Below are 14,449 nucleotides of genomic sequence, written 5' to 3'. Positions count from 1 at the left end.
CGCCCCTTCAGTGCGGCATGTCGTCGAGGGCCGTGGACAGCTCCGTGAGGTCCGGTGGCTCAGCGGCGAACAGGACGACGGAACCGTCAGGCAGGTCCGCCTCGGTGATCCTGCGGAATCCTCCCGCCGCCAGGACGCGCTGGGCGCGGCCGTCGTGCTCGTCCGGCGCGGCGATGACGCGGCGGCAGCGCGCGTCGGCGGCGAAGAGCGCGGGGACGAGGACGCGCAACAGGTCCGCGCCGGCCACCTCGGGTACGCGCCCCGTGCGACGGGCATGCTCGCGATGGGCGTGTTCGCTGTCGCTGTCGCCGACCCATACGACGAGGTCATGGGCGCCAAAGGGATAGCAGGCCCGCACCGGGTGGTGTCGGACCCGCTGGACATGGACGAGGAATCCCCCGGATCCGCCCCCTTCGGCATCCCCGTCTCCGGCACGGTCCTCGCCGTCGTACGAGGCCGCATAGCCGCGCGGGGCTGACCGGCGTGCCCCGAGCGGCTCGCCGGCCGCTCCGTCGAGCGGCCGTAGGGACCAGCCGCCGCCGAGGGCGGTCAGCGGTGCGGTGTCGGGAAGTGTGACCACGACTCGTGCTCCCTGCTCGGTGGTTCAGGCCGAGGGCGCGGCCGGCGTGTTCCGCCGCGCGGTCACCCACCGACGCAGCTCGAGCTTGTCCAGCTTGCCGCTGGCGTTGCGGGGCAGCCCGTCGATGACCATGACGTCGGTGGGGAGCTTGTAGCGGGCCAGATACCGGTCCGCGAACGCCCGTACCTCCTCCACCGTGGGCTCCGTACCGGACGCGCAGCTCAGGACGGCCAGCACGGTCTCGCCCCAGGTGGCGTCCGGTACGCCGACGACGGCGGCCTCCAGGATTCCGGGGTACTCGGCGAGGACGCGCTCCACCTCGGCGGGGTACACGTTCTCGCCGCCGGTGATGATCATGTCCTTGAGGCGGTCCACGATGTAGTAGAAGCCGTCCTTGTCGCGGTAGGCGATGTCCCCGGTGTGGAACCAGCCCATGTCGTCGAAGGAGGCTCCGGTGGCGTCCGGGTTGTCCCAGTAGCCGGGGGTCACGTTGGGGCCGCGGACGCAGATCTCGCCCTGGGTGTCCGGGCCGTCGATCCCGGCCCCGGTGCCCGGGTGCGTCAGCCGGATTTCGGTGTACGGCATCGCGACGCCGGCCGATCCGGTCTTCTCCAGGGTCAGCCGGGCCGGCAGATAGGTGGCGAACGGGGCCGTCTCCGTCAGCCCCCAGGCCTGCTGGAGCAGCAGGCCCGCCTCGCCGTAGTCCCTGATGAGCTGCGGCGGCACGGGAGCCCCCGCGACGATCGCGGACCGCAGGGCGCCGAGGTCGGCGTCCGCGAATCCGGGCACACGGGCGAGGGCCGCGTACATGGCGGGGACTGCGAAGAAGGTGTTCACCCGGTGCTCGACGAGGTCCCGCAGGCACTGGGCCGGCTCGAAGGCCCGGCGCAGCACCACGGTGCCGCCGCGCACCAGGGTGCGCAAGGTGAGGGCGTTGAGGCCGCCGATGTGGAACAGCGGGGCGAGGGCCAGGTTCACGTCGTCGGCGCGGGTGTCCACGACGGCGTCGACGTTGACCGCGTTCCACCAGAGGTTGCCGTGGGTGAGCATGACCCCCTTGGGCCGGCCGGTGGTGCCGGAGGTGTACATCAGGGCAGCGAGATCGTCGTCGTACAGCGCCACGGGTTCCCGTACGGGGCGGTGCGGGCCGCGCAGTGCGGACAGCGGTGTCCAGGCGGGGGCGGGGGTGTCCGTCGCCGGGCAGGCGGGGTCGGTGTCCACCAGCAGTCGGCTGCGGGCGGGGACGTCGGCCAGGATCGACTCCGTCAGCTCGCGGTGTCCTTCCTCCACGACGACGGTGTGCGCGCCGCAGTCGTTGAGGATGTGGCGGACCTCGTCGGCCGCGAGGCGGAAGTTGAGGGGGACGAAGACCGCGCCGAGACGGGCCGCGGCGAACAGCGTCTCCAGGAAGGTCACGCTGTTGAGGCCGAGGTAGGCGATCCGGTCGCCCCGGCGCAGTCCGTGCTCGGACAGCCCGGCGGCGAGCTCCCCGACCGTGCCGTCGAGTTCCGGCGCGGAGATCTCGCGGCCCTCGTACACGACGGCGGTCGGCGTGGGATGCAGTGCTCTGCGGTGCAGGGCGGTGGCGCAACTGATGTCGACGGCGGCCATGACGGCGGCTCCTTCAATGGCTGTCGGGCAGGTCGTTCAGGCAGGGCGTGCGGGGGTGTGGTCAAAGGCCCGCGCCGCCGGCGGGGGCGCGGAAGCCGCGTACGGCGATGCCGCCGTCGGCGGGGATCACGGCACCGGTGACGGTACCGCTGTCGGTGCGGGATGCCAGCAGGACGTACGGACCGGTGAAGTCCTCCGGTTCAACGCTGGAGTCGTACAACGGGATCAGCGACGGTGGCTTCTCGCCGGAGCGTGCCTGGGCCTGCTCGTTCCTGGCGAAGGACGCGGCGAGCGTACGGTGGTTCAGGCCGAGGCTCTCGGGGCCGCGCAGCTGGGTGCGCATGCCCCCGACGGCGACCCCGTTGACGCGGACTCTCGGCGCGAGTTCGAAGGCGAACTGGCGCAGCAGGCCGAGGCAGGCGTGCTTGCTGGCGGTGTAGAGGGAGCCGCCGCCGTCGGTGTGCAGGGAGGCGTTCGACAGCGTCATCACGATGCTGCCGCGCGAGGCGACCAGGTCCCGCCAGGCGGCCTCCACGGCCAGTGCGTACCCCTTGACGTTGATCGCGAAGATCTCGTCGAAGGCCGCGGACAGTTCCTTGCCCGACAGCCGGGTCACGCTGCGGTGGTAGTCCCAGATCCCGGCGTTCGGGACCAGGATGTCGAGCTTGCCGAGCCGTTCGACGGTGGTCTCCACCGCCCGATGCAGATCGTCCGGGCTTCGCACGTCGCCGGTGAGGGGCAGTACCCGGTCGCCCAGTTCACCGGCGGCGCGCACCACCTCCTCCAGTTGCGCGGCGGTACGGCCGAACACCGCGACGCGGGCGCCCTCGGCGAGGTAGCGCAGGGCGACGGCGCGGCCGATGCCGGAGCCCCCGCCGGTGATCAGCGCGACGTCGTTCTCCAGCCAGCCCCTGCCCATGGTCAGGCTCCCTCGATGAAGTCGGTGACCAGGCGCTCGAACTCGGCCCGGCGCTCCAGCTGCACCCAGTGGCCGCAGCCGCCGAACACATGCAGTTGGACATCACGGATCTGCTTGAGCATCAGCTGTGCGCCGTCCAGGGTGATGGTGCGGTCGTCGCGGCCCCAGAGCAGGAGGGTGGGGGCCTTGATCCGGTGGACGCGCTGCCAGAGCGGGTCCATGCCGCGCCGTTTGGCGAAGGCCGCGTTGTAGGCGTGGTAGAAGGCGATGTGGGACTCGTCGAGGGAGGCCTCGTAGCGGGCCTGGGCGGTGTCCGCCCAGCGTTTGGGCTCGGCGGTCATCACACCGATGAAGTCCCGCATCTTCTTCAGCGTCGGGCCCTCGCCGTGGTAGTAGCGGAACATGGCCTTCTGTCCCTCGGTCGGGGTGGGGCCGAAGGGCAGCCAGCCGCCGCCGGGTGCCATCAGCACCAGCTTCTCGACGCGCTCGGGGACTTCGAGCGCGGTGGCGATGGCCGCGGCGCCGCCGAGGCTGTTGCCGAGCAGGTGGAAGCGGTCGATGCCGAGGTCGTCCAGGGTCTGCAGCAGCGCGTCGACGGTGATCTCGGTGATGCTGCGGGCGTCGAGGTCCGCCGCAGTGGGCCGGTAGCTGCCGCCGAAGCCCGGCTGGTCGGGCAGGATCACGCGGAAGCGGGGGGCGAGGGCGGGCAGGTTCTGCCGATAGTTGGCGACCGCGCTCGCGCCGGGGCCGCCGCCGTGCAGCATCACCAGCGCCGGTCCTTCGCCGGTCTCGCTGACCGCGACGGATCCGAGCGTGGTCCGCACGGTGTGCTCGACGAGCTTCGGCTCTTCGGTCTGGTCTGTGCTCACGAGGGGTCTCCCGGTGGTTCGTTCATCCGGCTGTTCGTACATCCGACTGTCCGGCGTTCGGCTGTGCGGCGTCAGAGGAACGTGCTGATGTTCTTGGCGAGCAGGACGTTCTGGTCGAGCAGGATCGTGCGGCGGGCGATCAGCAGCCGCCCGTCGTCCGGGTCGCGGCGCAGCAGGTCGGTACGGCCGCCGGCATAGAGGTCGACCTCGCGTTCCAGGCGGTTGCGGTAGCAGAGGAAGGCCGACTCGGCGACGTACTCCCCCGGTTCGTCGGCGGTCCGGACCATGACGTTGGTGATCAGGTGCCGGGACCTGGACGGCGGGTCCTCGGCCCAGGCCATGCCCGAGTCGAAGCGGCGGATCCGCCAGGCCAGACTCGCCTTGGTCTCGTCGAAGATCGCCACCTCGCCCGGCGCCCCGTCGGCCAGCGCCTGCTGGCGCCGCAGCCGGTTGGTGCGCACCGGCGCCCAGTAGTGCAGATCCTCCGCGAACAGCTCCAGCCAGTCCGCGTAGCGGTGCTGGTCGAGCAACTGCGCCTCGTGGGCGTACAGTCGCTGCACTTCGACATGCAGCCGGACGTCGGCGTCGGACACCGTCTCCGTCCCGGGGACCGCCTGCTCCGGCGCGTGCGTGCTCATGAGTGGTTCCTCCTGCGGGCCTCGCTGCTTACGTGCATTGCAGCGCGGAGTACGGGGCGCGGGGATCGCGTGTGCCGTGGGGCGGCACACGCGCGCGGGGATCGGACAGGCGAAGGGCCTCGGAGGGTCATCGCTTGAGCAGGGTCCGTAGGTCGGTGTCCTCGTCGGCCAGTTCCGCGGCGGACAGCGGGACCCCTCGGTCGATGAGACGCCGGGCGGCCTTGATGTCCCGGGCGCGGTCGATGGCGGCGGCCGCGACCAGGCGGTCACCGCGCAGGCCGAAGGCGGTGAACGCACCGCTGTGCGGGTCGCCGCGCAGGACCTGCCGCCCGGCGTCAGCCATGGTGCCGACCGCCTCCAAGCGCGAGCCGTACCGGTCGGACCAGAACCAGGACGCGCCCGCGTCCGGCACCGGGCGGCCCAGGATGCCCAGTGCGGCGGCCGCACCGTCCCGCTGGGCGGCCTCCCAGTGCTCGTGCCGCACCCGGTGGCCGTCCGGGCGGGCCACGTCGCCGACGGCGTAGACGTTCGGGTGGGACGTACGCTGCCCGGGGTGGACGACGACGCCGTTGTCGACGCGCAGCCCGGCCGCCTCGGCCGCCTCGGTGGCCGGGCGGATTCCGATGCCGACCACCAGCGTGTCGGCGTCCAGAGTGCCGCCGTCCCCGGTGAGGCGTACGCGGAGACCTCGGGGGCTCCGTTCGACGCGTGCGACCCCGGCGGTGACCACCTCGACGGCCTCGGAGGTGTGCCTGTTGTGCAGGGCACCCGCGATGTCGCCGCCGACGACCGCCGCCAGCGGCACCGGCACGGGGTCGACGAGGGTGACGCGGCAGCCGAGGGCCGAGGCGACGGCGGCAGTCTCGGCGCCGATCAGGCCGGCGCCGACGACGATCACCCGGGCACCGGGCAGCAGCCGTTCCCGCAGGCGTTCGGCGTCCTCCCATGTACGCAGCCGATGGACCGCCGGGTCGTCGCCACCGGGCACCGGCAGCGGGCGCGGCGTGCCTCCCGTTGCCAGCACGATCCGGTCGGCCTCGGCGATCGTGTCGTCGGCCAGTTCCACGCCGCCCGAGTGGGCCAGGATCGCGCGGACCCAGGCACCCTCACGCACCTGGACGCGCTGCTCCTCGTACCACTGTTCGGGCCGCAGCAGGATGTCCGCGCGCCGGGCCTTGCCGAGCAGGACGTCCTTGCTGAGCGGCGGTCGATCGTACGGCAGGCCGTGCTCGGCGGAGTACAGGACGAGTTCCCCGTCGTATCCCTGGGCGCGCAGCGCATCGCAGGTGGAGACGGCGGCCAGGCCCGCGCCGACGACGGCGATCCGCCGGGGTGGGGACGGCGGCGGACTCATTCGGCGGCCCTCTCGTCGGGCCGACCCGAAGTGAGCCAGATGGCGCCGTCGCGGACCTCGACGTGGTGGGTGCGCACGGCGAGGGTGGCGGGCATGCACTGCGGCTCGCCCGACTTCAGACAGAAGCGGGCACTGTGCAGCGGGCACTCGACCTCGCCGTCCTCGATCCAGCCCTCGGACAGGGACGCCTGGCCGTGCGAGCAGGTGTCGTCGAGGGCGTAGTAGGCGCCGCCGTCATGGAAGACGGCGATGGCCTCGCCGTGACCGCTCATCTCGGTGGGCACCTTCAGCGCTTCGCCGTCCTCGATGTCGCCGACGGTGGCGACGCGCACGGCGGTGCCGCTCGTGTTCGTGCTCATCAGGTGTCCTTCTCGTCGCTCTCGGACTTCTCGTGCCAGGCGGGCATGTTCATCAGGTCGCGCCAGCGGGCGTAGAGGCCTCGGGCGGAACCGTCGGTGTACAGGCGGCCGGTGGTGCCCGGGTGGACACCGTCCTCGGTCTCCAGCCCCAGGCCCATCTGGTAGTTGAGGGTCATCGAGCCGGAGACGAACCCATGGGCCGTGGCCTGGCACTCGCTCCAGTTCTCGCCGTCGTCCTGTTCGAAGATGCCGGTGGGTCCGAACGTGCGCAGGTTGTAGAGCCGTTGGGCGTTCTTCACCTCGTCCGGCATGGACCGGTCGACGAGCGTCCAGGCCCAGACCTCCATCCGGTCCGGGCCCTTGGGGTGCCAGACCCGGATGGAGCCGTTGACCGGGAGGTAGGAGAAGTTGGGGAAGACGGTGGCGTGCCCGGTGGTCATCGGCCCTTCGACCCGGGCGTCGCCAAGTCGCGCGCGCAGCGCCTCGTAGTCGTAGTGGGCGTGCACGATGCGGTCGTCGAAGCGGCTCTTGGGGTGGGTGGGGAAGCCGTGGCCGTGCCCGAGCGGATCGGCGTACTGCCGTCCCGGGGTCTGCACGATCTCCGCCTTGGGTCCCTTGCCGGTCGGCGACATGACCATCAGCGCGGAGGCGTGCGAGATGTTGACGTGGTACCAGTCAGAGGCGAACTGCTCTGCCGCCAGCTTCCAGTTGCCTTCCAGCACCCACTTGTGCACCCCGCCGACGACCTCGGTGCCCTCCGGGTCGCGGTCCAGCATCGCGTCCATGTACCAGGTCATCCCGCCCAGCGCCTCGACGAGCGGCGGTGCCTCGGGATTCCAGGTGGCGAAGACGAGTCCCTTGTACGTGTCGAGCTGCGCGACCTCGACCAGTCCCCACCGGTCCTGCTCGAAGTGGTCCGGATAGTCACCCTGGTTGGGTACGTTGACGAGCTTGCCCGAGGTGTCGTACGACCAGCCGTGGTAGCTGCAGGTGAACGCCTTGGTCGCGCCCGCGTCGGCCCGGCAGACCCGCATCCCGCGGTGCCGGCAGGCGTTGAGGAACGCCCGCAGCTTCCGGTCCCGGCCCATCGCGACGATGACGGGGTCCTCGCCCATGTACGTGGTGAAGAAGTCGCCGGGCTTCTTGAACTGACTGTCATGGGCGAGGAACAGCCAGCTCGGCGCGAAGACCCTGCGCAGCTCCTGCTGGTACAGGGCGGGGTCGCTGAAGATCGTGCGGTCGATCAGGCCGTGATCGAGGTCGAAGTACGCGCTCACGTCGACGGAGGGGCGCGACACCCCGGCGAGGCGGTCCCGGGGCCGTACCGGAGGGGAGGTCATCGCTGGGTCTCCTCGGCGCGGGTCCGGGCGAGGGCCGGACGGACGGGCGGTGCGAGTGCCTGTCCGTGTCCGGGTCGTCGGCGCGAGACTGGCACGCCACCCGACACCCCGGGTCGCACCGAGCTTTTGTGTCGAGGCACACGGGCTGCTGAGCGGAGCGTCGGCACGACGGTTTCGAGTGGGTGCATGCGCCCAGAAGACGCCGGACGTGCGGGCCCGGCCCAGCCCACGTGCCGCGATGTGGCACACCGACAGCCGGTGTCGACGCACTGTCCACGCCCGTTTACAACACGCAAAGGGGCCTCTACATTGGACGCGCGTCCATCTTGATGGTCGTTTCCGTACAGCTCCGGGAGCCCGCCATGTCACTGCCCTCCCCCAGGCCCCAATCCATCGAGAGCTCACTCGCCGACCCTTCGCCCACAGACGGTTCACACCCCCGGGTGCCGACGGCCTCGCCGGATCAGCGGACCGCTGTGGACAAGGCACTCGTCCTGCTCAAGTCGCTCGCCGAACAGGACCGGGAGATCGGTGTGAGCGAGTTGGCCCGCCGCACCCGTCTCACCAAGTCGACCGCGTTCCGGCTGTTGGGCATCCTCCAGCGCAACGACCTCGTCGAACGGGTCGGCAGCGACTACCGCTTGGGCGCCCAGCTCTTCGACATCGGCACCCGGGTGTACGGCCCTACCTCCCTGCTGCTGCGCGAGCGGCTGCTGCCCCATCTCGCGGACCTGTACGTACTGACCCAGGAGACCGTTCACCTCGCGGTGCTGCACGACACCGACATCGTGTATGTCAACAAGATCCACGGGCACCGCGCCACCCGCTCCCCCTCACGCATCGGCGCCCGGCTGCCCGCGTACTGCACGGCCGTCGGCAAAGCTCTGCTGGCCTTCGACCACGACGCCACGGAAGCGGCCATCGCCGCGGGGCTGCCGAAGCTCACCGAGCACACGATCACCGACCCGGATGTCCTCCGCACCGAACTGCAGCGGATCCGGCGGGACGGCATCGCCTACGACCAGCAGGAGGCCACCCTCGGCCTGACCTGTGTCGCTGTGCCGGTCATGGGACCCGCGGGCCGACCGGTCGCGGCCCTCTCCGTGGCCGGGGCCGACCACCGCTTCGACCGGGCCCGCTTCGCTCCCGCCCTGCGCCGTGTGGCCTACGAGGCGGCGCGGGCGATCAACGCGGCCGCGAGGGCCCAGCGGCACGCGGCGTCGAGCCACGGTGACGCGCCTGTTCTCTGACCCGGTCGGTACGCGGCTCAGTGCGCGTGGCCGCCGTGGGTCCGCTGCGCTTTCGCGCTCCCTGTGCCCGGCTGCACCCGCGGCACGCTCACCACGATGTGCACCAGGCTCTCCCCCTCCAGTGACTGGTACACGTGCGGCCGGTCGCCCGGGTAGCGCACGAAGTCACCGGCGTCCAACTCCACCGGGCTGTCGGCCGGGCCCACCCGCACCCGGCCACGGATCACATACAGATGCTCCAGCGTGCCCACCGGGTGCGGCTCGATCGGCTTTTCCACACCGTCCCGGTCGGGGCCGACACGTACGAGATAGTTCTCGATGACACCCGAGCCGTACACATGGTCCAGGGCCCGGGTCTCCAACCCCTCGTGTTCCTTCCACACCACGTCAGCCCCGCGCTGAACGGTCATCACCTGCTCGGGCTCGGCCACGAGCCTCGTCACCGGCACCCCCAGCGCCGTCGCGATCGAGAACAACGTATCCACGGTGGGATTGCCGGTGCCTTGTTCCAGATTGGACAACGTCTGTTTGGCGAGGCCCGCCTCCCGGGCCAGCCTGGCCAGGGACAGACCTCGCTGCTCTCTGAGAAGGCGCACATTGCGCGCGACGACGGCATTTCCTGAGGACACCACACCACTCTAAACGGGCTACGGCCCTGCTCAGCTTGTCCTGTACCGAACTTCGGATCGTCGAGGACCGGGCCAACGCCGGCTACGAAGCCGTCAGCCATGCACGCTCGGAGGTCAGTTGACGTAGGGCGTGAGATAAAGGATGCCCGGCGAGCTTCTCTCACAGCGCGGCGACGGACGGTCACGCGCCCCGCTCGGGCCACGGGGCACCAGAGCCTCATGACTGCCGTCCCGCCACGACCGGTGTCACCGGTACTTGGCCACGCCGTGCCGAGCTTCCCGACGGTCTCGCCCGGCCCAAGGCGGTCACACTCAAGGGCGGACCGCGGACGTACCGGGCCCTTCCGGGACGGTGTGCGGACTCGGTGAGGCATGTGTTCGCCCGGACGATCCGGGGAGTACCGAGCCGAGCCAGCCCAGGAGGAACCCGACCGGTATCGCAACGAGCGCTGGGTTACGCAGAGGGAACACCGAGAAGTCCAGCTGCGGCAGCAGAGCGGTCGCGCTCCCGGACACCTGGGGCGACAGCCCCACCAGCAACACAGAGGTGAGCAGACCGCCGTAGATGCTCCACGTCGCGCCCCAGGTGGTGAAGTTCTTCCAGAACATGCTGTACAGCAGCGCGGGAACGATCGCCGAGGCGGCCACGGCGAACGCCAGTCCGATGAGGAACGAGACATTGAGGCTGCGCGCGAACACGGCCAGCAGCGTGGCGGTCGTACCGACCGCCACGGCCGCCGCACGCGCGACGACCAGTTCCTGCTGCCCGGATGCCGTCCCTTGGGTGAGGAAGGCGCCGTAGATGTCGTGGGCCAGCGAGGTCGCAGCGGCGAGCGTGACGCCCGCGACGACGGCCAGGACGGTCGCGAAGGTCAGACAGGCGACAAAGGTGAGCAGGAGTGAGCCACCGAGGTGCGCCGCGAGGAGGAGCACCGCCGTGTTGCCGGAGGGGTTGTCCCCCGCGATCGCCTGTGTGCCGACGAGTGCCGCGGCCCCGAAGCCGAGCACGAGGGCGGCGAGATAGAACACGACCGTCAACAGTGCCGCGTACTGGACCGATCGACGGGCGCCGCTCGGGGTGGACACGGTACTGATCCGCATCAGCAGGTGGGGCAGACCGGCGGCTCCGATCAGCAGAGCCAGCTGCTCGCTCAGGGAGTCCAGTTTCGTCCCTCCACCACCGAAGCGGAGTCCCGGGCTCAGGAAATCGTCGCCGTGGCCACTCCCCTTGGCGGCCGCCGTCAGTAGCGCGCCCGGGTCGAAGTCGAACCTGGCCAGCACCAGCGCCGCCAGGGCGATACCGCCGCCCAGGAGCAGAACCGCCTTGACCGTCTGGACCAGCGTGGCCGCCCGCATCCCTCCCAGGACCACGTAGAGGACCATGAGCGCGCCAAGACCAGCGGACACCGCCCCTTCCATGCCCCGTCCGGCCGGGCCCAGGATGCCCACCGTGAGCGCACTCGCGCCGACGAGTTGAGCGATCAGGTACAGCAAGCAGACGACGAGCGTCGCGACACCCGCCGCGAGGTGCACCGGTCGGGACCGCAGACGCCGCGCAAGGCGGTCACCGATGGTGAACTCACTGGTGCTGTGGTAGCGCTCGGTGACCAGGAGGAGGATGACGATCCATGAGACGGCCGGCCCGAGCACGGAGAGTGTGCCGTCGTAACCGGTCAGCGCGATCAGACCGGGGCTGCCCAGCAGGGCTGCCGCGGACATCACGTCCCCGAACAGTGCGACTCCGTTGTGGGCGGGCTTCAGAAGGCCGTCGCTGACGAAAAACTCCGTCACCGTCCCCCGCTGAGGTCCGGCCCACATCACCAGGAACAAGGCGCAGACGAGGAAGACGAAGAAGACCGGCAGATCGGCTGTGACGTAGGTACCGGTCATGGCTGGTGCTCCAGTCGCTCGCCGGGCGTCACCGGGCTCTCGACGAGAGGGTCGATCGAGGTTCGGCAGTACCGGGCGTACCACTGAACCCATGCCGCGACGGCGACGAGTTGGACCAGACCGAGCAGGAGACCCACGTTCAACGGGCCCACAACTCGCATGGCCATGAGATTGTTGGCTGCCTCTCCCAGGCAGCTGATCCCCAGGTACAACCCGATGACGGGAGCTGCGACGAGGAACGCGCGGCGGCGCGCGCCCCGTATCCTGCGGTCCGCATCCACCGGTCGGAAGGCATCGGACAGCGTGACGCCCGAGCACCAGGGCAGGGAGCGACCGTAGGGATAGCGGTGAGCCAGGTGGGCGGCGATGTTCAGGGCCCATTCCCGCCGCTTCCGGACGACGGCCGCGGCATGCGCGGCCTGTCTTGCGCTCAATGACTGCCGATACCAGGTGCACAGGTCGACCGCGCTGCCGTACGACCGGTGGCAGTCGTAGATCGCCCGGCTCATCTCCTCCTCGGAATGCAAGCGTTCGTGATCGAGATGGCTGAGGTACAGGAGGACGGCGACGAGCGGGTCCTGTAAGAAGTCCTGCGGGTGAGGGGTCTGTCGTGAACTGGGCGTTGCTTGTGGTCGGCGAACATCGTGGGAATGGCTCTTGCGCAGGTTCATGAGCGGCTCTTCGATGGTTGGGTGTGTGGACGCCACACATCACACAGCAGGCGCCCGACACCTCACAGCCCGCGTACCGCCACACGGCACATGGACTTGCTGCAAAAGAGAAAGGGCAGATGGCAGATCCGGGTGGGTCCTGGGGACGCCGCAGGTGCCGCCTGATTCTTGGTGCACGGGTCCGTATCCGGGCGGCGTGGCGGGCGCCGGCCGTCGTGTGCCCGGACGGTGTGACCCCGATGCCGTACGGCGCCCAACTGGCCGGCGGCAGCCGCCTGGAGGCCGACCTCGTGGTCACCGCCGTCGGCTGCCGCCCCGACATCGAGTGGCTTCAGTGCTCGGGGCTCACCCTGCTGGGCGGGGTCGCCGTCGATGAGCGATGCCGGGCCGGCGCACCGGACATCGTCGCCGTCGGGGACGTCGCCGCCTTTCCCACCGGTGACGGCCGCTTTTGCCGCACCCCGCACTGGGACGCGGCGATCGGCCAGGCAAGGGCGGGCGTCACAGCTCTGCTGCACCGCCGTACACCCCTCAACCGTACTTCTGGACCGAGGCGTTCGGTCTGGCCGTCAAGCTCGCCGGAAACCTGCCCGCTGCCGGGGAACCGACCATGCTCAAAGGCTCGCCGCCCGACCGCTGCGCCCTACTGCGCCGGGACCACCCCGAACGCCCCGTGGCCGCCGCCCTCAACCACCGCGTCCCGGTCGGCCGCTTGCGCGCGCTGGCCGCCTGACACCTCCCCACCGGCCCCTGACGATCGAAGGAGATCGCCATGACCACCACGACACCTCTCACCTCCGACCTCGATCTCTTCAGCGACGAGGCCCTCGCCGGCCCCTGTCCCCAGTACAAGGCACTGCGCGGCCTGGGCCCGGCCGTCTACCTCAGCCGACACGACCTGTGGTTCATCTCCCGCTACGGGCACAACCTGGACCCGCCCGCGCAGACCGAACAGCGCAAACTGTTACCGACCGCCTCTCGCCCCGCGCGCTGCGACCGCTCGCCGAGAGCATCGACCAGCGGACCGGAGCCGGTGCCCGTGCGGGAATCCCCGGCGGTTTCGGCGTCAGTGTGGGCATGGCGACGACGTTCGCGCGGCGGTGAAAGGATCCCGCTGCTGCCGGACAGGTGAAGGCGTGGAATCCATGCTGGAGCAGGAGCTTGCCCGGGCCCGAGAGGCCCGCTTCGAGGCGCTGGCGCGCGCGGTCGCCGTACCGCTGCACCGATATCTGGTGCGCCGGGCGGATGCGGACGCGGTCGATGACGTTCTCGCGGAGACGATGCTCGTCCTGTGGCGCCGACTCGACGATGTGCCCGGCCTCGGAGAGGGGCCGCCTGTCGACGCCGACGAGGTGCTGCCCTGGTGCTACGGCGTCGCACGCGGCTGTCTGTCCAACGCCCGCCGGGCGCAGGGGCGTCGGCTGCGGCTGGTGGAACGGCTGACCCGTACGGCATCGTCGGCGCCGGGGCTTGGGGAAGCCGATCACCCGGAACTGCACGCCGCACTCGGCACGCTCAACGCCCTGGACCGCGAGGTGGTGATGCTCTGGGCGTGGGAGGGCCTGACGCCGCGCGGGATCGCGGAGGTGACCCGGCTGACCCCCAACGCCGTCAGCATCCGGCTGCACCGGGCGAAGAAGAAACTCGCCGCTCTGCTCGACCGAAAGAATGCCGACCAGAGCGGACATGAGACGGCTGAAGGAAGGAGCAACCGGTGAACGACGACGAACTGCTGGCCCGGCTGAAGGCCACGGACCCGGCGCTGACCTCCAAGGCTCCTGCCCCCGATCTCAACCGTCTTCTGGAGGCCGCCATGACCGCCGACACCACGACCCGCACCCCGCACGGCTCTACGACCGGATCCCGCCGCCGCACCCTGATGCTCGCCGCGGCAGCCGCTGCCCTGCTGATCGGCGGCACCGCCGTCTGGGGAGTCACGCACAGCGGTGACACCCCGCCGGCCACCGCCGCCGGGCTGACCCTGACCGTCCAGAAGAGCGACGCCATGACCATGTGCGCTGAGCTGGACGTCGCGACCCTGCACCAGTACACGACCGCCTTCGAGGGCACGGTCACCTCCGTGAAGGGCGACCAGGTCAGCCTGCGGGTCGACCACTGGTACCGCGGCACAGACACCTCCACCGTCCGGATCGACAACAGCCAGGACGGCGAGGCGGAGTCCTTCGGGCAGGAGTTCACCGTCGGTGAGACCTACCTCGTCCACGCCGAGGACGGCAAGATTCCGCCGTGCTACGGCGACGCCGAGGCCACCACCAAACTGCGGAGCCTCTACAACCAGGCGTATCCGGCATCGTGACCACCGGCCGGCTGACACATGC

The 14,449-nt window shown here is 70.5% G+C and carries 16 protein-coding genes and 1 pseudogene; 6 read left to right on the top strand and 11 right to left on the bottom strand.

What is annotated here, in order from left to right:
- Positions 1–7 precede the first annotated feature (7 nt).
- The 8 genes from ACZ7MG_RS03175 to ACZ7MG_RS03140 all read right to left on the bottom strand — a co-directional run bounded on the left by ACZ7MG_RS03175 (position 8) and on the right by ACZ7MG_RS03140 (position 7,670).
- Positions 8–580, bottom strand: a complete 573-nt coding sequence (locus tag ACZ7MG_RS03175) for a GNAT family protein (RefSeq protein ID WP_471395729.1) — start codon at positions 578–580, stop codon at positions 8–10.
- Between the two features lie 24 nt (positions 581–604).
- A complete protein-coding gene (locus ACZ7MG_RS03170; RefSeq protein WP_471395728.1) occupies positions 605–2,191 on the bottom strand; it encodes an acyl-CoA synthetase in 1,587 nt (528 codons plus the stop codon).
- Between the two features lie 61 nt (positions 2,192–2,252).
- Positions 2,253–3,110: an SDR family NAD(P)-dependent oxidoreductase gene (locus tag ACZ7MG_RS03165; RefSeq protein ID WP_471395727.1), complete on the bottom strand. Its 858-nt coding sequence runs from the start codon at positions 3,108–3,110 to the stop codon at positions 2,253–2,255.
- 2 nt (positions 3,111–3,112) lie between these two features.
- Entirely contained in the window at positions 3,113–3,979 is an 867-nt protein-coding gene (locus ACZ7MG_RS03160; RefSeq protein WP_471395726.1) for an alpha/beta fold hydrolase, read from the bottom strand.
- A 71-nt stretch (positions 3,980–4,050) separates the two neighbouring features.
- A complete protein-coding gene (locus ACZ7MG_RS03155) occupies positions 4,051–4,617 on the bottom strand; it encodes a 3-phenylpropionate/cinnamic acid dioxygenase subunit beta (protein WP_471395725.1) in 567 nt (188 codons plus the stop codon).
- 127 nt (positions 4,618–4,744) lie between these two features.
- Positions 4,745–5,971, bottom strand: coding sequence for an NAD(P)/FAD-dependent oxidoreductase (locus ACZ7MG_RS03150; RefSeq protein ID WP_471395724.1), 1,227 nt, complete (start codon positions 5,969–5,971; stop codon positions 4,745–4,747).
- Positions 5,968–6,330, bottom strand: coding sequence for a bifunctional 3-phenylpropionate/cinnamic acid dioxygenase ferredoxin subunit (locus ACZ7MG_RS03145; protein ID WP_471395723.1), 363 nt, complete (start codon positions 6,328–6,330; stop codon positions 5,968–5,970). Before ACZ7MG_RS03145 ends, ACZ7MG_RS03150 begins: the two co-directional genes overlap by 4 nt.
- Complete coding sequence (locus tag ACZ7MG_RS03140; protein ID WP_471395722.1) at positions 6,330–7,670, bottom strand: aromatic ring-hydroxylating oxygenase subunit alpha; 1,341 nt, start codon at positions 7,668–7,670, stop codon at positions 6,330–6,332. Before ACZ7MG_RS03140 ends, ACZ7MG_RS03145 begins: the two co-directional genes overlap by 1 nt.
- 476 nt (positions 7,671–8,146) lie before the next feature.
- Here ACZ7MG_RS03140 and ACZ7MG_RS03135 point away from each other — a divergent pair, with 476 nt between their 5' ends.
- Positions 8,147–8,920, top strand: a complete 774-nt coding sequence (locus ACZ7MG_RS03135; RefSeq protein ID WP_471395721.1) for an IclR family transcriptional regulator — start codon at positions 8,147–8,149, stop codon at positions 8,918–8,920.
- A gap of 17 nt (positions 8,921–8,937) precedes the next feature.
- On the opposite strand, the gene ACZ7MG_RS03130 is transcribed toward ACZ7MG_RS03135, so the two are convergent.
- From ACZ7MG_RS03130 to ACZ7MG_RS03120, 3 genes are all read right to left on the bottom strand, one after another.
- Positions 8,938–9,549: a helix-turn-helix domain-containing protein gene (locus ACZ7MG_RS03130; RefSeq protein WP_471395720.1), complete on the bottom strand. Its 612-nt coding sequence runs from the start codon at positions 9,547–9,549 to the stop codon at positions 8,938–8,940.
- Positions 9,550–9,861: 312 nt separating this feature from the next.
- A complete protein-coding gene (locus ACZ7MG_RS03125) occupies positions 9,862–11,439 on the bottom strand; it encodes a sodium/solute symporter (RefSeq protein WP_471395719.1) in 1,578 nt (525 codons plus the stop codon).
- Complete coding sequence (locus ACZ7MG_RS03120; RefSeq protein ID WP_471395718.1) at positions 11,436–12,110, bottom strand: DUF485 domain-containing protein; 675 nt, start codon at positions 12,108–12,110, stop codon at positions 11,436–11,438. Before ACZ7MG_RS03120 ends, ACZ7MG_RS03125 begins: the two co-directional genes overlap by 4 nt.
- Positions 12,111–12,229: 119 nt before the next feature.
- Between ACZ7MG_RS03120 and ACZ7MG_RS03115 the strand changes: the two are divergent.
- The 5 genes and pseudogenes from ACZ7MG_RS03115 to ACZ7MG_RS03095 all read left to right on the top strand — a co-directional run.
- Positions 12,230–12,589: pseudogene (locus ACZ7MG_RS03115) on the top strand (FAD-dependent oxidoreductase); the annotation flags it as partial.
- 131 nt (positions 12,590–12,720) lie between these two features.
- Positions 12,721–12,843, top strand: a complete 123-nt coding sequence (locus tag ACZ7MG_RS03110; protein ID WP_471395750.1) for a hypothetical protein — start codon at positions 12,721–12,723, stop codon at positions 12,841–12,843.
- A 39-nt stretch (positions 12,844–12,882) separates the two neighbouring features.
- Entirely contained in the window at positions 12,883–13,242 is a 360-nt protein-coding gene (locus tag ACZ7MG_RS03105; protein ID WP_471395717.1) for a hypothetical protein, read from the top strand.
- Between the two features lie 13 nt (positions 13,243–13,255).
- A complete protein-coding gene (locus ACZ7MG_RS03100; protein ID WP_471395748.1) occupies positions 13,256–13,828 on the top strand; it encodes an RNA polymerase sigma factor in 573 nt (190 codons plus the stop codon).
- Positions 13,825–14,427, top strand: a complete 603-nt coding sequence (locus ACZ7MG_RS03095; protein WP_471395716.1) for a hypothetical protein — start codon at positions 13,825–13,827, stop codon at positions 14,425–14,427. Before ACZ7MG_RS03100 ends, ACZ7MG_RS03095 begins: the two co-directional genes overlap by 4 nt.
- The last annotated feature ends 22 nt before the right edge of the window (positions 14,428–14,449 follow it).

The organism is Streptomyces sp. NPDC107538, from assembly GCF_055657445.1.
This window is presented reverse-complemented; position numbering and strand designations above follow the sequence as displayed.